The organism is Streptomyces sp. NPDC001668 (assembly GCF_042893155.1).
Classification (GTDB): Bacteria; Actinomycetota; Actinomycetes; order Streptomycetales; family Streptomycetaceae; genus Streptomyces.
The window spans coordinates 21428-41537 of the sequence record NZ_JBIAUQ010000019.1 but is presented as its reverse complement, the minus strand read 5'-3'; the positions used below and the strand labels follow the sequence as shown (position 1 = coordinate 41537).

Sequence of the window (20110 nt, the reverse complement as noted above, 5' to 3'; positions counted from 1 at the left end):
TCACGCCTCCTTCGTGTGGGCGGGGGCGGGAGCGGGGCGGCGGGTGCGGCGCAGCGGCGGCTTGGCACCCAGGCTCTTCGGGTCGAGGCCGGACCACTTGCTGCCGCTCGCGAAGAACTTCCGGCGGGCCAGCAGCGTCATCAGCGGCTTGGTGAAGAAGAAGACCACGACCACGTCGAGCACGGTGGTCAGACCGAGCGTGAACGCGAAGCCCTGGACCTTGCCGACGGTCACGATGAACAGCACCGCGGCGGCGAGGAACGACACGAAGTCGGAGACCAGGATGGTGCGCCGGGCACGCGGCCAGGCCCGCTCGACGGCGGGGCGCAGCGAGCGGCCCTCGCGGATCTCGTCCCTTATGCGTTCGAAGTACACGATGAACGAGTCCGCGGTGATACCGATCGCGACGATGGCACCGCACACGGCCGGCAGGTTCAGCGCGAAGCCGATGGCCGGGCCGAGCAGCGCCATGAGCACATAGGTGAGGATGCCGGAGACCAGCAGCGAGGCCATCGCGACGAGCGACAGGCCCCGGTAGTAGGCCACCAGGTAGATCACGACCAGCAGGAGGCCGATGGCACCGGCGAGGAGGCCGGCGTGCAGCTGGTCACCGCCGAGCGCGGCGGTCACCGTGGTGACGGTGGCCTCCTTGAAGGAGAGCGGGAGAGCGCCGTACGACAGCATGTTGGCGAGGTTCTGGGCCTCGTCCTGCGTGAAGCTGCCGGAGATCTGGGCGTTGCCGCCGGTGATCGCGGAGCTGACGTAGGGGCTGGAGACGACCTCGCCGTCGAGGACGATGCCGAACTCGTTCTGCGGCGACGGGTTCTTCGCGAGCTGGCCCGTGACGTCCGCGAACTTCTTGGCGCCCTTGCCGTTGAAGGTCATGGTGACCTGCCAGCCGGCGGCGGTCTGGGTGTCGAAGACCGCCTGGGCCTTCTTGACCTCGGTGCCGTCGACGGCGGCCGGGCCGAGCAGGTACTTGTACCAGACGCCGGAGCTCTCGCCGCAGCCGAGCGTGGTCTCGCCCGGCTTGGCGCCCTCGCCCGCCTTGGTGCGCTGCGCCTTCTTGGAGCAGTCCAGGGCGGCGTACTGGGCCTGGAGCTTGGCCTGGGCGGCGGAGGGAGCGCTGCTCGCGGGGGCCGACGGGGAGGCGGAACTCGACGCGCTCGCGGACGCCGACGGCGTGGAGTCGGCCTTCAGCGCGTCGGTGACGGCGCGGCCCTGCGAGGTGGCGGAGGCCGACGGGGAGGACGACGAGGTCGCCTTCTCGCCCGTGGAACCGGACTTGCTCGCGGAGGGGCTCGGCGAGGCTTTCGAGGAGCCGCTGGCGGACGGGCTCGGCGAGGTGGCCGCGGCGCTGCCGGTGGCGTCCTGGGCCAGGACCGGACGGAAGTACAGCTTGGCGGTGGTGCCGACCTGTTCGCGGGCCTCCTTGGAGTTGGTGCCCTTGGGGATGTTCACGATGATGTTGCGATCACCCTGGGTCTGCACCTCCGCCTCGGAGACGCCCAGGCCGTTGACACGGCGGTTCATGATGTCGACCGCGGTGTCCATGTTGGCCTTGTTGATCGCCGACCCCTGGTCGGCCTTGGCCTCCAGCGTGATGCTGGTGCCTCCGGCAAGGTCGATGCCGAGGCGCGGGGTGGTGTGTCCGGAGAGGAACATTCCACCGGTGAGCGCCACGATGGCGATCAGGATCAGGGCCAGCGTGCGCCCTGGCTTGCTCTGGGCACTCGCGCTCCGGCCCCTTTTGGGTGCTGCCACCTTCTCGTACTCCCTCTCGGGCCGCTCTCGCGCCGGATCGGCGGGCGGGCGGCCATGACTGGTGTCGGGATCCCGTGCGAGCCGCGCAGGTCCGGGGCGCGCGGAGCTGGTCCGCGCGCCCCGGAGTGCGACTACTTTGCGCCGGTGTCGCCGTCGGTCTTCTTCGGCTCGTCGTCCGACTTCGCCTCGGCGGCCTCGCTCTCGGCGTCGGCCTTGGCGGGCGCGTCGACGACGGGCTCCTCGGCCGTGTCCTTCTTACCGAGGTCGACGGACTTCTCGTCGGAGGCGGCGGCAGCTTCGTCGGCGGACTCGTCGGTCTCGGTGTCGGTGAGGGAGGAGGCGTCGTCCGGGACGACGTCGGAGTCGGACTTCAGGTCGTGCTCGATGCCGTGGACGATGCGGTTGTACTCGTCGTCCGTCAGGACGGCACCGATGGCGTTCTTCGCGAAGAGAAGATCGACGCCGGGACCGGCGTCGAGGAGGACCGTGTCCTCGTTGACCTCCTTGACCGTGGCGTACATGCCCCCGATGGTGCGGACGCCGCTGCCGGGCTGCATGTCGTTCCGCATGCTCGCGGCCTGCTGCTGCTTCTTCTTGGCCGAGCGGGTCATCAGGAACATGGCCCCGATGAGCACGATGAACGGGAGGAGGGTCACGAGACTCACGGGTCGGTACTTCCTTCACGCGACCGCGATGTGAGCGGCCTGATGGTTGGGGGTATGTCTGCCGCCGACAAAGGCGGCATCGGCGGAGTCTAAGCGAGTCCGCGCGCAGGGAACAACGCTCAGCATCGCACCTGGGTTCCGGACCCGGCCAATGCTTGGCCGTCACAAAGACATCACGTCCCGAACAGGTCCTGTTGTCCGTTTCCCGTGGCGGCCGAGCGGGGCGGGGTGAGGCCCAGATGGGCCCATGCGGCGGGAGTGGCGACCCGTCCGCGCGGGGTGCGGGCGAGCAGCCCCTCCCGTACGAGGAAGGGTTCGGCCACTTCCTCGACGGTCTCGCGCTCCTCCCCCACCGCGACCGCGAGCGTGGACAGGCCGACCGGGCCGCCGCCGAAGAGCTTGAGCAGGGCCTCCAGGACTCCGCGGTCGAGGCGGTCGAGGCCGCGGGCGTCGACCTCGTAGACCTTGAGGGCCGCCGCGGCGATGTCACGGGTGATGATCCCGTCGGCCTTGACCTGGGCGTAGTCGCGGACCCGGCGCAGCAGACGGTTGGCGATACGGGGCGTGCCGCGGGAGCGTCCCGCGATCTCGGCGGCGCCGTCGGAGCCGATCTCGACGTCGAGCAGGTTGGCCGAGCGGTGGATGACGCGCTCCAGCTCGGCGGGCTCGTAGAACTCCATGTGCGCGGTGAAGCCGAAGCGGTCGCGCAGCGGGGGCGGCAGCAGTCCCGCGCGCGTGGTGGCGCCGACCAGGGTGAACGGGGGCAGCTCCAGCGGGATGGCGGTGGCGCCGGGCCCCTTGCCGACGATGACGTCGACGCGGAAGTCCTCCATCGCCATGTAGAGCATCTCCTCGGCGGGCCGCGACATGCGGTGGATCTCGTCGAGGAAGAGGACCTCGCCCTCCTGGAGGGAGGAAAGGATCGCGGCGAGGTCGCCGGCGTGCTGGATGGCGGGCCCCGAGGTGATGCGGATGGGGGCGCCCATCTCGGCCGCGATGATCATCGAGAGGGTGGTCTTGCCGAGGCCGGGGGCACCGGAGAGCAGCACGTGGTCGGCGGTGGCACCGCGCGCGCGGGCGGCCCGCAGGACCAGGTCGAGCTGTTCGCGGACCTTCTCCTGGCCGATGAACTCGTCCAGGTCCTTGGGGCGCAGGGCGGCCTCGACGGCCTGGTCCTCGCGGTCGGCGGACGCACCGACGAGCCGCTCGGCGGCGGTCTCGTCGGTGGTGTCGTCCCAGTTCACTGACGTTCTCCTAGCGGGCGCGGTTCAGGGTTTGCAGAGCGGCCTTCAGCAGCTGGCCGACCTGAGGCGTGCCCTCGGCCGCCTCCGCCTGCGGGGTCACGGCGGTGACGGCCTCGTCGGCCTCGCGCGTGGCGTAGCCGAGGCCGATCAGGGCGGCGTGCAGCTGGTCGCGCCAGCCCTGGGTGACCGGGGCGCCGATCGCGGGGGCGCCGACCGGCTCGCCCAGCCGGTCCCTGAGCTCCAGGAGCAGCTTCTGGGCGCCCTTCTTGCCGATACCGGGCACGGCGATGAGCGCCTTCTCGTCGCCCGTGGCCACCGCTCGGCGCAGCGCGTCCGGCGCGTGCACGGCCAGCATGGCCTGGGCGAGGCGCGGGCCGACTCCGCTGGCGGTCTGGAGCAGCTCGAAGACCTGGCGCTCGTCGTCGTCGACGAAGCCGTAGAGGGTGAGGGAGTCCTCGCGCACGACGAGGGAGGTGGCGAGCTTGGCCGGCTGGCCGAGGCGGAGGGTCGACAGCGTGTTCGGCGTGCATTGCACTGCCATGCCGACACCGCCGACCTCGACCACCGCGGTGTCGGGAGCGAGTGCGGCGACTGTGCCGCTCACGAAGGCGATCATGCCGTACGGCCTTTCCGTGCTGTGGTCCGTGCTGTGGCCGCGTGCAGGGCGACGGCCTGCTGGAGCCGGTTCTGGGCGGGCGCGCGCCAGATGTGGCAGATGGCGAGGGCGAGGGCGTCGGCGGCGTCGGCCGGCTTGGGTGGCGCGTCGAGCCGCAGCAGGCGGGTGACCATGGCGCCGACCTGGGCCTTGTCCGCCCGCCCGCTGCCGGTGACGGCGGCCTTGACCTCGCTCGGGGTGTGCAGGGCGACGGGGATGCCGCGGCGGGCGGCGCACAGCATCGCGACGGCGCTGGCCTGGGCGGTGCCCATCACCGTACGGACGTTGTGCTGGCTGAACACCCGCTCCACGGCGACGTATTCGGGCCGGTGCTCGTCCAGCCACTGCTCGATGCCCTGCTCGACGGCGACGAGCCGCTGCCCCAACTCGGCGTCCACGGGCGTGCGGACGACCCCGACGCCGAGCATCGTGAGCGGCCGGCCCGCGATCCCCTCGACGACGCCGACACCGCATCGTGTGAGACCGGGGTCCACCCCGAGTACGCGCACGCTCCCCCTCCTTCGATCTCCTGTTTGTGCAGGCTATCCGCTGCCACCGACAACGGCGGCGGGCCGGTGGGGTGTGTCCCACCGGCCCGCCGGATCCGCTCGGTTCGCGGCAGCGCTACGCGTCGACCTTCTCCATGACCTCGTCGCTCACGTCGAAGTTGGCGAAGACGTTCTGCACGTCGTCGCTGTCCTCGAGCGCGTCGATCAGCTTGAAGATCTTCCTGGCACCCTCCTCGTCCAGTTCGACCTGCATGGTCGGGACGAAGTTGGCGTCGGCGGAGTCGTAGTCGATCCCGGCGTCCTGGAGGGCGGTGCGGACCGCGACCAGGTCGGTGGCCTCGCTGAGCACCTCGAAGGACTCGCCGAGGTCGTTGACCTCCTCGGCGCCCGCGTCCAGGACGGCGGCGAGGACGTCGTCCTCGGTGAGCTCGCCCTTGGGGACGATGACGACGCCCTTGCGGTTGAAGAGGTAGGACACCGAACCGGGGTCGGCCATGTTGCCGCCGTTGCGGGTCATGGCGACGCGCACGTCGGAGGCGGCGCGGTTGCGGTTGTCGGTCAGGCACTCGATGAGCACCGCGACGCCGTTCGGGCCGTAGCCCTCGTACATGATCGTCTCGTAGTCGGCGCCGCCGGCCTCGAGACCGCCGCCACGCTTGATCGCGGAGTCGATGTTCTTGTTCGGAACAGACGACTTCTTCGCCTTCTGCACGGCGTCGAAAAGCGTCGGATTGCCGTCGAGGTCCACGCCGCCCATGCGCGCCGCGACCTCGATGTTCTTGATCAGCTTCGCGAAGAGCTTGCCGCGCTTGGCGTCGATCACGGCCTTCTTGTGCTTCGTCGTGGCCCATTTAGAGTGGCCGGACATCTGCCTGTCTCCTTCGCGTAACCCATCTCTGCAACCAACGCCTGAGATCCTACAAGGACTCCCGCGTCCGGTACGCGCGCACCATGTCGACAAAGAGAGAGTGCACGCGGTGGTCGCCGGTCAGTTCCGGGTGGAACGACGTGGCCAGCGCGTCGCCCTGGCGGACCGCGACGATGTGACCGTCGTGCTCGGCGAGCACTTCGGCCTCGGCGCCGACGGACTCCACCCAGGGGGCGCGGATGAAGACGCCCTCCACGGGGTCGCCCGGAACGCCCTTCACGTCGACCGCCGCCTCGAAGGACTCGTTCTGACGTCCGAAGGCGTTGCGGCGCACGATCATGTCGATGCCGCCGATGGTCTCCTGGCCCGAGCGCGGGTCGAGGATCTTGTCGGCCAGCATGATCAGGCCCGCGCAGGTGCCGTAGACGGGCATGCCGCCGCGCACGCGCGCGCGGAGGGGCTCCATCACGCCGAACAGCACGGCCAGCTTGGAGATGGTGGTGGACTCACCACCGGGGATGACGAGGCCGTCCACCTCGGCGAGTTCCTCGGGGCGCCGCACCGGCCTGGCCACGGCGTCGGCCGCGGCCAGGGCCACGAGGTGCTCCCGGACGTCGCCCTGGAGGGCCAGGACGCCTATGACAGGAGTGCTCATGAGTGGTTACCAGCCGCGGTTGGCGTAGCGCTCGGCCTCGGGGAGGGTGTCGCAGTTGATGCCGACCATGGCCTCGCCGAGGTTGCGGGACGCGTCCGCGATGATCTTCGGGTCGTCGTAGAAGGTGGTGGCCTTCACGATGGCGGCGGCACGCTTGGCCGGGTCGCCGGACTTGAAGATGCCGGAGCCGACGAAGACGCCCTCGGCGCCGAGCTGGCGCATCAGCGCGGCGTCGGCGGGGGTGGCGACGCCACCGGCGGAGAACAGCACGACCGGGAGCTTGCCGAGCTCGGCGACCTCCTTGACCAGCTCGTACGGGGCGCGCAGCTCCTTGGCGGCGGCGTACAGCTCGTGGTTGTCGTAGCCGCGCAGGCGGGCGATCTCGTTCTTGATCTGGCGCAGGTGGCGGACGGCCTCGACGACGTTGCCGGTGCCGGCCTCGCCCTTGGAGCGGATCATGGCCGCGCCCTCGGCGATGCGGCGCAGGGCCTCACCGAGGTTGGTGGCGCCGCAGACGAAGGGGGTCGTGAAGGACCACTTGTCGGAGTGGTTGACCTCGTCGGCCGGGGTGAGGACCTCGGACTCGTCGATGTAGTCGACGCCGAGGGACTGCAGGACCTGGGCCTCGACGAAGTGGCCGATGCGGGACTTGGCCATGACCGGGATGGAGACGGCCTCGATGATGCCCTCGATCATGTCCGGGTCGGACATCCGGGCCACGCCGCCGTCCTTGCGGATGTCGGCCGGGACCCGCTCCAGGGCCATGACGGCGACGGCGCCCGCGTCCTCCGCGATCTTCGCCTGCTCCGGCGTGACGACGTCCATGATCACGCCGCCCTTGAGCTGCTCCGCCATACCGCGCTTCACGCGCGCGGTGCCGGTCTCGGGAGCCTGGTTCTCGGTGCTGGACACGGGTTGACCTCGCTGAAGTGAAAGGGGATTACTGCAGCACCGAGGAAACGTCACCGGAGCAGGCCACAGCAAGGGCCAATGGGGAGCCGGTGGCTCGTTTTGCTCCCCCAGGTGCTCGGTCAGTCGGAGTTCTCCCAGGTCAGCACGCCGGGGCCGTCGGGTGTGAGCACCGGCACCCATGCCTCGTCGGCCTCGGCCAGGCGGGATTCGTCGAGGACCAGGGGCGCGGGCCACAGGTCGTCGCGGTTCGCGGAGCCGTGGACGTGCAGGGCGACGGCGGTTCTCAGCCGGTCGAGCAGCTCGGGCGGCCAGGTCAGGCCACGGGAGCCGGACCCCTTCAGCTCGCCGACGAAGATCTCCTTGAGCTCCTCGTCGAGGGCCCGGCCCGGCACGGGGAGCAGATAGCCCTCCTGCTCGTACGGGACGCAGCCGTGGCCGCCGCCCTGCACTTCGTAGACGACACCGGTAGGCGCCGCCACGATCACGAAAACCGTGCCGTTCCCGTTGCCCTCCAGGTCCAGGAAGACCCGGCGTCGCGCGTCGGTCATCGTCCTACGCGGCCCGGTCCACCAGGGCCGCGGGCGGCTCGTCGTCCATCTCGAAGGCCATCGGGAAGGGGGCGTGGCCGGCCAGGCGGAACCAGCGGACCTTGCGGTGCTGGCGCAGACGGCGGGCGGCGCCGACGGCGTCGTTGTGGAAGCGGCGGGCCATGGGGACCCGGCGCACCGCCTCGGTGAGTTCGTGGGCGGCCGCCTCTCCCCCGGGCGCCTCGCGGACCGCCTCCACCTGGGCCGGCTCCGCGAACACGGCCCTCAATGCCTGACTCAGCTCGCTCTCGGCGACCTCCCGTTGCTCCTCCTCGGCCTGCCGGGCGGCGTGCGCGGCCTCGTACAGCACGATCGACGCGGCCGGGTCGAGCACACCCGAGGTGGCCAGCTCCTGGGCCACGGAGGCCCTGCGGACCAACTGCGCGTCCAGCCCCGCGCGCGTGGCGTCGATCCTGGCGTGCAGCCGGTCGAGGCGGCCCGCGGTCCAGCTCAGATAGAGGCCGATCGCGACGAGCGCGACGATGATCCAGATGAGGGTGGGAGTCACGGGCAGCAAGGCTATCGGGGTGGGGCGACGGGGAGGACGGGCGCGTGGTCGACTTGGATGTGCGGCGGACGGGGTGCCCGCTGGAGTGCGGGAGCGTTGGCGCCAGGGCGGAGGCGGGCGGTCTCGGCACTACGGCGGCGACGGCGCGGTGCGTCCTGGGGGGGCCGGGCCGGCCCCGCGGCGCCTCGCCGGGTCGGCGGCGCGCCGGGCCCGCGGCGCCTCGCCGGGTCGGCGGCGATTCGGGCGGCGGCACCTGTCTCCAGCGCAGCCACCGACCGGCACCAGCACCGACACGTCAGGCGACCCCCTCGAACCCCGTCCGCGAAACGCCCCCGCCCGGATGGCCGGCGCGGCCCCTCCGGCGCCTGGCCACACCGACGAAGCATCCTCGCCGCCACAGTCCCGCACTCACGCCCCAGGTCCACGCTCGGCGCGCCTGCCCGGCGGGCGGCCCTTGCCTCCAGCGCAGCCGTCGACCGGCACCAGCACCGACACGTCAGGCGACCCCCTCGAACCCCGTCCGCGAAACGACCCGCCCGAATGGCCGGCCCGGCCCCTCCGGCGCCTGGCCACACCGACGAAGCATCCTCGCCGCCACAGTCCCGCACTCACGCCCCAGCTCCACGCCCGGCGCGCCTGCACACCAGCGGAGGCCCTGTCACCACCAGGCCCCGACGGCGTCAGCGGCCTGCCCGACCCGCCGTCGGCGAAGCGGGCCGACCGTCCGGCCAGTCCTCGCCAGCTCTGTCCCGCACTCGCCCGCCAGGTCCGCGCTCGGCGCGCCTGCACACCAGCGGCGGCCCTGTCACCGGCGAAGCCAAAGGCCACCCCGACGGCCAGTCCTCGCCGACTCTGCCCCGCACTCGCCGCCGCCCCGCGCCCGGCGCGCCTGCACACCGCTTCCCTCGCCCGCCGGCCCCGGCAACAACGCACCGCCGCCGCACCGGCATCGATCAGTCCCGGCCGGTCCCAGCCGCCGGTGCGGCCTTGTCAGTCCCGTGCCAGCCTCAGGCGTGCCCGCAGCCCCGGACCCCGGTCGTCGTCCGCCGCGGCCACCGCCGCCGCGCCCGAGGTCACCGTCTCGTAGACCGACAGGATGTCCGCGCCGACGGTGGACCAGTCGAACCGCCGGACATGGGCGCTGCCGCGCGCGCGGAGTTCGGCCAGGCGTGCCGGGTCACCGAGCAGTCGTACCGCCGCTTCCGCCAGCGCGTCCGCGTCCTCGTTGGCGAAGAGCTCGCCCGCCGCGCCGTGGTCGAGGACCTGGGCGAAGGCGTCGAGGTCGGAGGCGAGCACCGGGGCGCCCGCGGACATGGCCTCGACCAGGATGATCCCGAAGCTCTCGCCGCCGGTGTTGGGGGCGACGTACAGGTCGACGCTGCGCAGGAAGCGGGCCTTGTCCTGGTCGCTGACCATGCCGAGGAACTCCACGCGCGCGCGCAGCTCCTCGGGGAGCGACTCCACGGCCTCCTCCTCGTCGCCGCGCCCGGCGACCAGCAGCCGGGTCTGCGGGCGCTCGGCGAGGATCCGGGGCAGGGCCTTCATCAGCACCGGCAGGCCCTTGCGGGGCTCATCGATGCGGCCCATGAAGCCGATGGTGTCGCCCTGCCATTCCGGCTTCGGCTCGGCCTTGGCGAAGAAGTCGACGTCCACGCCGTTCGGGATCACCACCGCGTCGCCGCCGAGGTGCTCGACGAGCGTGCGGCGGGCGTACTCGCTGACGGCGATCCGGGCGCTGATCTTCTCCAGGGCGGCCTGGAGGATCGAGTACGCGGCGAGCATGACCCGGGAGCGCGGGTTCGAGGTGTGGAAGGTGGCGACGATCGGGCCCTGCGCGGCCCAGCAGGTCAGCAGGCCGAGTGACGGCGAGGACGGCTCGTGGATGTGGACCACGTCGAACTCTCCGTCGTGCAGCCAGCGGCGCACCCGTGCCGCCGACAGGAAGCCGAAGCTCAGCCGGGCCACCGAGCCGTTGTACGGCACCGGTACCGCGCGCCCTGCCGAGACGACGTACGGGGGCAGTGGGGTGTCGTCGTCGGCCGGGGCGAGGACGGACACCTCGTGGCCGAGGCGGATGAAGTACTCGGCGAGATCGCGGATGTGGAACTGGACGCCGCCCGGCACGTCCCAGGAGTACGGGCAGACGATGCCGATCCTCACGGGCGCGCCCCGTCCGACGGGCGTGGCTCGAGGTCCTTCAGCCACAGACGCTGCAGCATGTGCCAGTCCTCCGGGTGGTCGGCGATCCCTGCGGCGAAGGCATCGGCCAGCGCCTGTGCCATGACAGACGTCTTTTCGGCCCGCGTACCTGTCTCTGGCACCTGGACCGGGGGATGCACCCTTCCCTGCATGACGGGCGAGTCGTCGTACCAGAGTGTCACCGGCAGCAGCAGCGCGCCCGTCTGCTGGGCCAGCAGGGCCGGGCCCGCCGGGATGCGGGTGGCCTCGCCGAAGAACTGCACCTCGACGCCGGAGGAGGACAGGTCGCGCTCGGCGACCAGGCAGACCAGGCCGCCGTCGCGCAGCCGCCGGGCGAGCGTGCCGAAGGCGCTGCCGCCGCTGTGCGGGAGCACCTCCATGCCGAGGCCCTCGCGGTAGGCGACGAAACGGTCGTACAGGGTCTCCGGCTTCAGCCGTTCGGCGACCGTGGTGAACGGCGTCTCCAGCTTGGTGGTGACCCAGGCGCCGGCGAGGTCCCAGTTGGCCATGTGCGGCAGCGCGAGGATGACGCCCTTGCCTGCGGCGAGTCCGTCGGTGAGGTGGTGCAGGCCCTTGGGGTCGAAGCCGGTCCTTATGCGCTCCTTGCTCCAGGAGGGCAGCCGGAAGGACTCCATCCAGTAGCGCAGATACGACCGCATACCCGCGCGCGAGAGCTCCGCGAGGCGCTCGGGGCTCGCGTCGGGCACCACGCGCGCGTAGTTGCTCTCCAGGCGCAGGACGCCCTTGCCGCGCTTCTTCCACGCGAGGTCGGCGATGGTCCGGCCGAGGCGCACGGCGACCGGCTCGGGGAGCTTCTTGACCACGCCCCAGCCGAGGCCGTACAGCGAGTCCGTCAGCCGCTCCTGGGCGCTCACTTCGCGGCCTCGCTCCCCTGCGCCTGCGAGTTCCCCTCGGCGGCGTCCGGCTTCGCGCCGTCCGGCTCGACGGCATTGGACTCCGCGGCATTCGACTCCGCGGCGGCCTCCTCCGCCTCGGCCGACTCCCGGCGGACCGTGACGACCCGCTGGATCAGGGTGATCAGGCTGCCGACGGCCACGATCCACAGCGCGACCGGCAGCAGGTACTGGATGCCGGGCACGCCGAACTTGTGCAGGCCCGCGAGGCCCGCCAGGGTCAGGGCGATCACCAGGCGTTCGGCGCGCTCGACGAGGCCGTTGACGGCGACCGGCAGCCCGATCGACTCGCCACGGGCCTTGGTGTACGAGACCACCTGGCCGCTGGCCAGGCAGAAGATGGAGACCGCGCACAGGGCGATGTCGTCGCCGCCACCGGCGTACCAGAGGGCGAAGCCGCCGAAGATCGCGCCGTCGGCGACCCGGTCGAGCGTGGAGTCCAGGAAGGCGCCCCAGCGGCTGGAGCGGCCGAGCTGACGGGCCATGTTGCCGTCGACGAGGTCGGAGAACACGAACAGCGTGATCACGACCGTGCCCCAGAAGAACTCGCCCATGGGGTAGAAGACCAGCGCGCCCGCGACCACTCCGGCGGTGCCGAGAAGCGTGACCGTGTCGGGGCTGACGCCCCTCCTGATCAGAAATGAGGCGAACGGTGTGAGAACACGCGTGAAGAATGCACGCGCGTACTTGTTCAGCATGGCCTTCCCGACGGTCGGTGTGGCCGGCTCGGCCCCTGCTGGCCACCGGCTGGCCCATCGTAGCCACGCGCGCGCGTGGGCGGCGGACGGGCACCCGGAGCCCGTGTCACGGGCTCGCGGCAACGGGGTCACGGCGCGATCGCGTCACTCGTATGGACGCGCCGTGACGGGAGTGGAAAGCTCGAAGGACCGCGGGCGTCACCGGAGCCGCACCGCACGCGGGTCCGCACGTCCGCGCCCACAGAGACCTCACCGTGCACGGGAGGCAAGGCCATGGGCGACAAGGCGAACGCACACCCCGGAGCCGCCGGCAGGGCAACAGCGGCCGACCACCCCGCGTCCGTACGGAATGTGGTGCTGGTCGGCCACTCCGGTTCGGGCAAGACGACTTTGGTGGAAGCTCTCGCGCTGACCGCGGGAGCAGTGAACCGGGCGGGCCGTGTGGAGGACGGCGGCACCGTCTCGGACTACGACGAGATCGAGCACCGGCAGCAACGCTCCGTACAGCTCTCCCTGGTGCCCGTCGAATGGGACGGGTACAAGATCAACCTTCTGGACACTCCCGGATACGCCGACTTCGTCGGTGAACTCAGGGCCGGTCTGCGAGCGGCGGACGCGGCCCTTTTCGTCGTCTCGGCCTCGGACGGGGTGGACGGCTCCACGCGCATGGTGTGGGAGGAGTGCGCGGCCGTCGGGATGCCCCGGGCGATCGTCGTCACGCATCTGGAGGCCGCGCGGGCGGACTTCGAGGAGATGACGCGGATCTGCGCGGAGACCTTCGGCGGCGACGACCCGGACGCCGTGCTCCCGCTCTACCTGCCGCTGCACGGCCCACAGGGGCCCGACGGGCACGCGCCCGTGACCGGCCTGACCGGCCTGCTGTCGCAGAAGCTGTTCGACTACTCGAGCGGGGAGCGCAAGGAGTCCGAACCGGGCGAGGACCTGCTGCCGGAGATCGAGGAGGCCCGCAACCGGCTGATCGAGGGGATCATCTCGGAGAGCGAGGACGAGACCCTCATGGACCGCTATCTGGGCGGCGAGGAGATCGACTTCAAGACCCTCGTGCAGGACCTGGAGCGGGCGGTCGCGCGCGGGGTGTTCCATCCGGTCCTGGCCGCCGCCCCAGCGGCCGACGGCGCCAGGCAGGGGCTCGGCACGGTCGAGCTGCTGGAGCTGATCACCGGGGGCTTCCCGACGCCGTTCGAGCACCCCACGCCGGGCGTGACGACCATCGACGGCAAGCCGCGCGAGATCAAGGCGTGCGACACGGACGGGCCGCTGGTCGCGGAGGTCGTCAAGACGGCGTCCGACCCGTACGTCGGCCGGATCTCGCTGGTGCGGGTCTTCTCCGGCACCCTGCGCCCCGACGAGACGGTCCATGTCTCCGGGCACGGGCTCGCCGACCGCGGGCACGAGGACCACGACGTCGACGAACGCGTCGGCGCGCTGTCCGCCCCCTTCGGCAAGCAGCAGCGCCAGCTCTCGCACTGCATCGCGGGCGACCTCGCGTGCGTGGCCAAGCTCAGCCGCGCGGAGACCGGCGACACCCTGTCGGCCAAGGACGACCCGCTGCTCATGGAGCCCTGGGAGATGCCCGACCCGCTGCTGCCGCTCGCCATCCAGGCGCACAGCAAGGCGGACGAGGACAAGCTCTCGCAGGGCCTGGCCCGGCTGGTCGCCGAGGACCCGACCATGCGGCTCGAACAGAACCAGGACACCCACCAGGTCGTCCTGTGGTGCCTGGGCGAGGCGCACGCCGACGTGGCCCTGGAACGGCTGCGCAACCGCTACGGCGTCCAGGTCGACCTCGTACCGCACCGGGTCTCCCTGCGGGAGACCTTCGCCGACAAGGCGGGCGGGCGCGGACGGCATGTGAAGCAGTCCGGCGGGCACGGGCAGTTCGCCATCTGCGAGATCGAGGTGGAGCCGCTGCCCGGCGGCTCGGGCATCGAGTTCGTGGACAAGGTCGTCGGCGGCGCGGTGCCGCGGCAGTTCATCCCGTCCGTCGAGAAGGGCGTCCGCGCGCAGGCCGCCAAGGGGGTCGCCACCGGCCACCAGCTCATCGACGTCCGGGTGACGCTGCTGGACGGCAAGGCGCACTCCGTGGACTCCTCGGACGCCGCGTTCCAGACGGCCGGGGCGCTGGCCCTCAGGGAGGCCGCGGCGGACGCGCGGATCCATCTGCTGGAGCCGGTCGCCGAGGTGTCCGTGCTGGTCGGCGACGACTACGTGGGCGCCGTGATGAGCGACCTGTCCGGACGGCGCGGCCGGGTGCTCGGCACCGAGCAGACCAGCGGCGGGCGCACGCTGATCAAGGCCGAGGTGCCCGAGATCGAGATCGGCCGCTACGCGGTGGACCTCAGGTCCCTGTCGCACGGCACCGCGCGCTTCAGCCGGTCCTACGCCCGGCACGAACCCATGCCGCCGCAGATCGCCGAAAGGATCCGTGAAGAGGCGCGCGAGGCCTCGTAGTTGGGACCGGGCGCCGCACAAGTGACGTGCTGAGCCCCATGGGTGACGTTTAGGGAACGCTCCCCTCCGAATCGGCGGGCGGCTTCGGCCGTCCGCCGATTAATGTCAGTGCGTACGGATACGCTGATGACCTGATCAACAGGTGTGCGAAGCAAGGAAGTCGGGAAGGCCGCAGTGGGTGAGTCCGGCGGCGATCGGGGGCGGGAATGACCGTTGACGGCGGTTACGCGGACATCTTCGGTCCGCAGGTGCCGCGCACGGGCGACGAGGCGCAGACGGCGACGTTCGCCCTGGCCTCGGCGGCCTATCGGGACAATCCGGTGGAGGAGATCCTCAAGGCCAACAACGAATGGCACGAGTCGGCCGTCAAGGGCGGCCGCAAGTGGGCGAAGATCTTCCGCCCGAACCTGGGTGAGGCCTTCTCCACGGCCGTGATCACCCGCATGCTCGGCAAGGGCCGCAAGCCGCTCATCCAGTCCTTCGGCGCGGAGCCGCAGGTCGTGGTCGAGCACTGCCTCGCGGCGAACAACATCCGCCGGGACCGGGACAACTGGCTGACCGCCGTCACGGTGCTGTGCGGTGTGCTCTTCCTGCCCGGACTCCTGGTCTGGCTGCTGGTGTTCACACTCCGCACCAACGTGGCCAGGCGCGAGGACAAGCAGGCCGGGGCGATCTCCACGGTCCTCCTCGTCGCGATGGCCGGGCTCGCGGTGCTCTTCCTCCTCAAGATGCCGTTCAGCGGGTTCTGGGGCCTGTACGCACGCGCGTGCGTCGTCCTCCCCGTGGTCGGCTGGTTCTGGGCCAAGCAGATCTGCGAGCGCACCGCGAGGGATCTGCGGGAGCGCTGGGCCAGTCTGCTGGCGGGCAGCAGCGTCGGCGCCAAGGTGCCCGAGGCGGTGCCGAGCAACCCCGGCGAGACCGCGGCCGAGCAGTTGCGCCAGTCCCTGGCCACGCTCAGCGCCGAGCAGCAGTCCAACTCGGTCTTCTACGCCGGTCCCAAGGGGATACTCGGCATGGGCACCCGGTGGGGCAGCTGGCAGCTGGCCGAGGACCTGGTGTCCGCCGATCCCACCCGGGAGATCCACCCCTTCCGCAGCTGGGACGTCATCCGCTCCATCCACGACCAGCTGCGCATGCTGGAACGCAACACGATCAACACCGGCGGCTTCCCGAAGCCGTCCGTACGGCACTGGATCGTCACCCCGATCGCGGAGGGCGCCAAGGAGGTGTCCCGGCCCGGGGGCACCGACGTGGACGCGTACCAGGTCAAGTCCCACGCGATACAGGACATCTGCAACAAGCAGCAGTTCGGCGGCGGTGACCGGCACTACCTGGGCGTCCAGTGGACGCTGTGGGAGGGGCAGCTGGTCCTCACCATGCTGATCACGGTGACCGTGCTGCACGAGACGCTGCGCATCGAGGTCACCGGGCACGCGCTGGGGCCGGTGCACGGCCTGTTCACCTCGAAGCCGGCGGCCAAGGAGAAGGAGGTCGCCAAGCAGATCAGGTTCTGGGAGACCAAGAAGATCAAGCTGCCGCTGGTCGACGCGGACGAGGTGGTCCGCCTCGCCGCCCGGGCGCCCCTGACCCGGTACCCCCCGCTGCTCAACTGGCTCGGCGGCTCACTCGCCCTGCCCGAGCCGTTCGGTCTGCGGCACGCCTGGGCGGACAAGCCGTGGCGGCACCGCTTCATGGCCGACGACGCGCTGCGCGCCGCGACGCCGGTGCTGCGGGTGGTGCACTCCGCGGCGATCCGGGTCCTGACGGAGAACGGCGTGGACACCGAGAAGTTCGGCACGCGGGCGGGCTTCCTGAGCACGCAGGTGCAGGATGTGTCGCCGCGGAAGGCGGACGTCTACGACGCGTAGGTGTGAAGGGGGGCCGCGGATCGCCGGCCCCCTGAATCACTCGCTGGGCCACGCCTCCGACACCATCTTGCGGGTGTCGCCCAGCAGCTGCGGCAGCACCTTCGTGTGGCCGACGACCGGCATGAAGTTCGTGTCGCCGCCCCAGCGCGGGACGATGTGCTGGTGGAGGTGGGCGGCGATACCGGCGCCCGCGACCGTCCCCTGGTTCATGCCGATGTTGAAGCCGTGCGCCCCGGAGGCCGTCCGCAGAGCCGTCATCGCCTGCTTGGTCAGCGCGGCGAGCTCGGCCGTCTCCGGCTCCGTGAGGTCGGTGTAGTCGGCCACATGGCGATAGGGCACGACCATCAGGTGGCCGCCGGTGTAGGGGTACAGATTGAGCACCGCGTACACCAGCCGGCCGCGCCGGACGATCAGGCCGTCCTCGTCGGACTTGGCCGGAATCGCGCAGAAGGGGCAGCCGTCGTCGGCACCCGGGCCGGTCGGCTTGTTCTCGCCCTGGATGTAGGCCATCCGGTGGGGTGTCCACAGACGCTGGAACGCGTCCTGCGTCCCCACTCCCAACTGCTGCTCCGGCTCACTCGTCATGCAGTGCAGCATATGACTTCGCCCGTTCGCGCCGTGTCGGCGGGGTTGCGGGAAAAGGGGCCCGCGCCAAGCTGAGCGGGTGGACGACGACAGCGGCAAGGGCCGGGCCGGCGAGGGGCACGAGGCCGACGCGCGCGCCCCGCGCGAGGCCCGCGGCAACGACGATCACGAGGGCCGGGGCACGGCCGGGCGCCGGGCCCACGGCGACGACGAGACCAAGGGCCACGACACCGCAGCCGCCCGGACCGACGCCACCGACGACCACGGCCACGGCCACGGCACCGCCAGTCGCCAGATCCGCTGGGAGCAACGCACCGAGGTCCTCCTCGCCGTCGCCTCCCTGGCCTTCCTCGCCGCCTACGCGCTCCGCGTCCTGGCCGGTGGGCTGCCGCAACCCGCGCTCGACCTGTGTCTGGCGGTGACGCTGGCCGCGTGGGCGCTGTTCGCCGTGGACTACGCGGTGCGCTGGCGCCTCAGCAGGCAGCGGCTGCGCTTCGTACGGACGCACGTACTGGACACCGTGGTGCTGCTCCTGCCGCTGCTGCGGCCCCTCAGAGTCGTCAAGGTGTACGAGGCCGTGCAGCGCCGGCACGGGCGTCCCCGGCTCGCCCTGCACGCGCGTGTGATCGCGTACTCCGGTCTGTCGACGCTGCTGCTGGGCTTCAGCGGTGCCCTCGCCGTGTACCAGCAGGAACGCGGCGCCCCCGGCACGACCATGCGCACCTTCGGCGACGCCGTCTGGTGGACCTGCGCCACCCTCACCACCGTGGGCTACGGCGACGTCACCCCGGTCACCCCGCTGGGACGCGTGATCGCGGTCGGCGTGATGATGATCGGGATGGCGTTGCTCGCCGCCGTCACCGGCACCTTCGCGTCCTGGCTGCTCCAGGTGTTCGCGCGGGAGGACGACGAGAGGCCCTCGGGGAGCTGAACTCCCCGAGGGCCCCGCCGTACGGGAGATCAGACCTGCGCCCGCTCCTCCACGACCTTCACGATCTTCGCGATGGCCTCGTCGAACGGGATGCCGTTCTCCTGCGAGCCGTCGCGGTAGCGGAAGGAGACCGAGCCGCCCGCCATGTCCTCGTCGCCCGCGATGACCATGAAGGGCACCTTCTGCTTCTGGGCGTTGCGGATCTTCTTCTGCATCCGGTCGGACGAGGAGTCGACCTCGACGCGCAGCCCCTGCTTCCTGGCCGCCGCGGCGAACTTCTCCAGGTACTCGACGTGCGTGTCACCGATCGGGATGCCGACCGCCTGGACCGGGGCCAGCCACGCCGGGAACGCGCCCGCGTAGTGCTCCAGGAGCACCGCGAAGAACCGCTCGATGGAGCCGAACAGCGCGCGGTGGATCATGACCGGACGCTGCTTGGAGCCGTCGGGCGAGGTGTACTCCAGCTCGAAGCGCTCCGGCAGGTTGAAGTCGAGCTGGATCGTCGACATCTGCCAGGTGCGGCCGATCGCGTCCTTGGTCTGGACGGAGATCTTCGGGCCGTAGAAGGCGGCGCCGCCCGGGTCGGGCACGAGGGGCAGGCCCTGCTTCTCGGCGACCTGGCGCAGCGTCTCGGTCGCCTCCTCCCAGACCTCGTCGGAGCCGACGAACTTCTCCGGGTCCTTGGTGGACAGCTCCAGGTAGAAGTCGGTCAGACCGTAGTCGCGCAGCAGCCCGAGGACGAAGGTGAGCGTCTTGTCGAGCTCCTCCGACATCTGCTCACGGGTGCAGTAGATGTGCGCGTCGTCCTGCGTGAAGCCACGCGCACGCGTGAGGCCGTGCACCACGCCCGACTTCTCGTACCGGTACACGGTCCCGAACTCGAACAGGCGCAGCGGCAGTTCGCGGTAGGAGCGGCCGCGCGCGTCGAAGATCAGGTTGTGCATCGGGCAGTTCATGGGCTTGAGGTAGTAGTCCACGCCCTCGTCGAGCTGCATGGGCGGGTACATGCCGTCGGCGTACCAGTCCAGGTGCCCGGACTGCTCGAAGAGCTTCCCCTTCGTCGCGTGCGGGGTGTAGACGAACTCGTAGCCCTCCTCCTCGTGGCGGCGGCGCGAGTAGTCCTCCATGACCCGGCGGATGATGCCGCCCTTGGGGTGGAAGACGGCGAGGCCGGAGCCGATCTGCTCCGGGATGGAGAACAGGTCGAGCTCGGAGCCCAGCTTGCGGTGGTCGCGCTTCTCGGCCTCGGCGAGGAAGTCCAGGTGCGCCTTCAGCTCGTCCTTGGTGGGCCACGCGGTGCCGTAGATGCGCTGGAGCATCGGGTTCTTCTCGCTGCCGCGCCAGTAGGCGGCCGCGTTGCGCATCAGCTTGAACGCCGGGATGTTCCGGGTCGACGGCAGGTGGGGACCGCGGCACAGGTCCTTCCAGCACAGTTCGCCGGTCTTGGCGTCCAGGTTGTCGTAGATCGTCAGCTCACCTGAGCCGACCTCGACGTCGGCGCCGTCGTCGGAGGAGGCCGAGCCCTTGAGGCCGATCAGTTCGAGCTTGTACGGCTCGTCCGAGAGTTCCTCACGGGCCGCCTCGTCGGTCACCACACGGCGGGAGAACTTCTGCCCCCGCTTCTGGATCTCCTGCATCTTCTTCTCGATGGCCTTGAGATCCTCGGGCGTGAACGGCTTCTCGACGTCGAAGTCGTAGTAGAAGCCGTCCTTGACCGGCGGGCCGATACCCAGCTTGGCCTCGGGGAACAGCTCCTGGACGGCCTGGGCCATCACGTGCGCGGTGGAGTGGCGCAGGATGTTGAGACCGTCCTCGGAGGAGATCTCGACGGCTTCGACGGTCTCGCCGTCGCTCAGCTGGTAAGCGAGGTCCTTGAGCTCGCCCCCCACGCGCGCGGCGACGATCGAGCGCTCGCCGGCGAAGAGCTCGGCGGCCGTAGTGCCCGTCGTCACCACGCGCTCTTCCCGCTCGGAATCGCGTTGGATGATCACACGGACGTCTGACACCGGTCTCTCCTGACTGAAGGTGGATGCGGCGCCATACCGGGAGCGCGCGCAATAGGGGATCGTACCGACC

Annotated in this window: 18 protein-coding genes; 3 read left to right on the top strand and 15 right to left on the bottom strand. The window is 70.9% G+C overall.

All coding sequences use genetic code 11. The features are described from left to right. The 13 genes from secD to pgsA all read right to left on the bottom strand — a co-directional run bounded on the left by secD (position 1) and on the right by pgsA (position 12178). Complete coding sequence (gene secD, locus ACFYZ8_RS39030) at positions 1-1764, bottom strand: protein translocase subunit SecD (protein WP_359039932.1); 1764 nt, start codon at positions 1762-1764, stop codon at positions 1-3. Between the two features lie 131 nt (positions 1765-1895). After that, a complete protein-coding gene (gene yajC, locus ACFYZ8_RS39025) occupies positions 1896-2429 on the bottom strand; it encodes a preprotein translocase subunit YajC (RefSeq protein ID WP_359039930.1) in 534 nt (177 codons plus the stop codon). A gap of 173 nt (positions 2430-2602) precedes the next feature. Then, positions 2603-3673 (bottom strand): Holliday junction branch migration DNA helicase RuvB, encoded by a 1071-nt coding sequence (ruvB, locus tag ACFYZ8_RS39020; RefSeq protein WP_359039928.1) that lies wholly within the window; start codon positions 3671-3673, stop codon positions 2603-2605. Between the two features lie 10 nt (positions 3674-3683). After that, positions 3684-4289, bottom strand: coding sequence for a Holliday junction branch migration protein RuvA (gene ruvA / locus ACFYZ8_RS39015; protein WP_359039926.1), 606 nt, complete (start codon positions 4287-4289; stop codon positions 3684-3686). Next, on the bottom strand, positions 4286-4837 hold the full coding sequence (gene ruvC, locus ACFYZ8_RS39010; RefSeq protein WP_388540442.1) for a crossover junction endodeoxyribonuclease RuvC: 552 nt from the start codon (positions 4835-4837) through the stop codon (positions 4286-4288). Before ruvC ends, ruvA begins: the two co-directional genes overlap by 4 nt. A gap of 115 nt (positions 4838-4952) precedes the next feature. Further along, the gene (locus ACFYZ8_RS39005; protein WP_359040094.1) at positions 4953-5705 is read right to left on the bottom strand and encodes a YebC/PmpR family DNA-binding transcriptional regulator; all 753 of its coding nucleotides are present in this window, start codon (positions 5703-5705) and stop codon (positions 4953-4955) included. 49 nt (positions 5706-5754) lie between these two features. Further along, positions 5755-6360, bottom strand: coding sequence for a pyridoxal 5'-phosphate synthase glutaminase subunit PdxT (gene pdxT / locus ACFYZ8_RS39000; RefSeq protein WP_359040096.1), 606 nt, complete (start codon positions 6358-6360; stop codon positions 5755-5757). 6 nt (positions 6361-6366) lie between these two features. Beyond that, positions 6367-7272: a pyridoxal 5'-phosphate synthase lyase subunit PdxS gene (gene pdxS / locus ACFYZ8_RS38995; RefSeq protein WP_388540446.1), complete on the bottom strand. Its 906-nt coding sequence runs from the start codon at positions 7270-7272 to the stop codon at positions 6367-6369. Positions 7273-7391: 119 nt separating this feature from the next. Next, positions 7392-7820, bottom strand: coding sequence for a DUF6210 family protein (locus ACFYZ8_RS38990; RefSeq protein WP_388540449.1), 429 nt, complete (start codon positions 7818-7820; stop codon positions 7392-7394). Positions 7821-7824: 4 nt separating this feature from the next. Next, on the bottom strand, positions 7825-8367 hold the full coding sequence (locus tag ACFYZ8_RS38985) for a hypothetical protein (RefSeq protein WP_359040100.1): 543 nt from the start codon (positions 8365-8367) through the stop codon (positions 7825-7827). Positions 8368-9357: 990 nt separating this feature from the next. Continuing rightward, positions 9358-10527: a glycosyltransferase family 4 protein gene (locus ACFYZ8_RS38980; RefSeq protein WP_388540452.1), complete on the bottom strand. Its 1170-nt coding sequence runs from the start codon at positions 10525-10527 to the stop codon at positions 9358-9360. Continuing rightward, the gene (locus tag ACFYZ8_RS38975) at positions 10524-11441 is read right to left on the bottom strand and encodes a phosphatidylinositol mannoside acyltransferase (protein ID WP_388540454.1); all 918 of its coding nucleotides are present in this window, start codon (positions 11439-11441) and stop codon (positions 10524-10526) included. The genes ACFYZ8_RS38980 and ACFYZ8_RS38975 overlap by 4 nt, the downstream gene beginning before the upstream one ends. Continuing rightward, the gene (gene pgsA / locus ACFYZ8_RS38970) at positions 11438-12178 is read right to left on the bottom strand and encodes a phosphatidylinositol phosphate synthase (protein ID WP_359040106.1); all 741 of its coding nucleotides are present in this window, start codon (positions 12176-12178) and stop codon (positions 11438-11440) included. The genes ACFYZ8_RS38975 and pgsA overlap by 4 nt, the downstream gene beginning before the upstream one ends. 273 nt (positions 12179-12451) lie before the next feature. Between pgsA and ACFYZ8_RS38965 the strand changes: the two genes are divergently transcribed. Continuing rightward, a complete protein-coding gene (locus ACFYZ8_RS38965; RefSeq protein ID WP_359040108.1) occupies positions 12452-14650 on the top strand; it encodes an elongation factor G-like protein EF-G2 in 2199 nt (732 codons plus the stop codon). A gap of 206 nt (positions 14651-14856) precedes the next feature. Next, the gene (locus ACFYZ8_RS38960) at positions 14857-16518 is read left to right on the top strand and encodes a hypothetical protein (protein ID WP_359040110.1); all 1662 of its coding nucleotides are present in this window, start codon (positions 14857-14859) and stop codon (positions 16516-16518) included. A gap of 36 nt (positions 16519-16554) precedes the next feature. Here ACFYZ8_RS38960 and ACFYZ8_RS38955 read toward each other — a convergent pair whose 3' ends face one another. Further along, positions 16555-17115 (bottom strand): HIT family protein, encoded by a 561-nt coding sequence (locus ACFYZ8_RS38955; RefSeq protein WP_388540458.1) that lies wholly within the window; start codon positions 17113-17115, stop codon positions 16555-16557. 283 nt (positions 17116-17398) lie between these two features. Here ACFYZ8_RS38955 and ACFYZ8_RS38950 point away from each other — a divergent pair, with 283 nt between their 5' ends. Then, positions 17399-18034 carry a potassium channel family protein gene (locus ACFYZ8_RS38950; protein ID WP_388540498.1) on the top strand — a complete coding sequence of 212 codons (636 nt, stop codon included), beginning with the start codon at positions 17399-17401 and terminating at the stop codon, positions 18032-18034. A gap of 29 nt (positions 18035-18063) precedes the next feature. Here the strand turns inward: ACFYZ8_RS38950 and thrS are convergent, their stop codons facing one another. After that, entirely contained in the window at positions 18064-20040 is a 1977-nt protein-coding gene (gene thrS, locus ACFYZ8_RS38945) for a threonine--tRNA ligase (RefSeq protein ID WP_359040114.1), read from the bottom strand. Positions 20041-20110: the final 70 nt, after the last annotated feature.

Bases quoted from the DNA above. Each gene is read 5' to 3' on its own strand.
- ruvA (WP_359039926.1), bottom strand. From the start codon at position 4,289: ATGATCGCCTTCGTGAGCGGCACAGTCGCCGCACTCGCTCCCGACACC.
- ACFYZ8_RS39005 (WP_359040094.1), bottom strand. From the start codon at position 5,705: ATGTCCGGCCACTCTAAATGGGCCACGACGAAGCACAAGAAGGCCGTG.
- pdxT (WP_359040096.1), bottom strand. From the start codon at position 6,360: ATGAGCACTCCTGTCATAGGCGTCCTGGCCCTCCAGGGCGACGTCCGG.
- ACFYZ8_RS38990 (WP_388540449.1), bottom strand. From the start codon at position 7,820: ATGACCGACGCGCGACGCCGGGTCTTCCTGGACCTGGAGGGCAACGGG.
- pgsA (WP_359040106.1), bottom strand. From the start codon at position 12,178: ATGCTGAACAAGTACGCGCGTGCATTCTTCACGCGTGTTCTCACACCG.
- ACFYZ8_RS38965 (WP_359040108.1), top strand. From the start codon at position 12,452: ATGGGCGACAAGGCGAACGCACACCCCGGAGCCGCCGGCAGGGCAACA.
- ACFYZ8_RS38960 (WP_359040110.1), top strand. From the start codon at position 14,857: ATGACCGTTGACGGCGGTTACGCGGACATCTTCGGTCCGCAGGTGCCG.
- ACFYZ8_RS38955 (WP_388540458.1), bottom strand. From the start codon at position 17,115: ATGCTGCACTGCATGACGAGTGAGCCGGAGCAGCAGTTGGGAGTGGGG.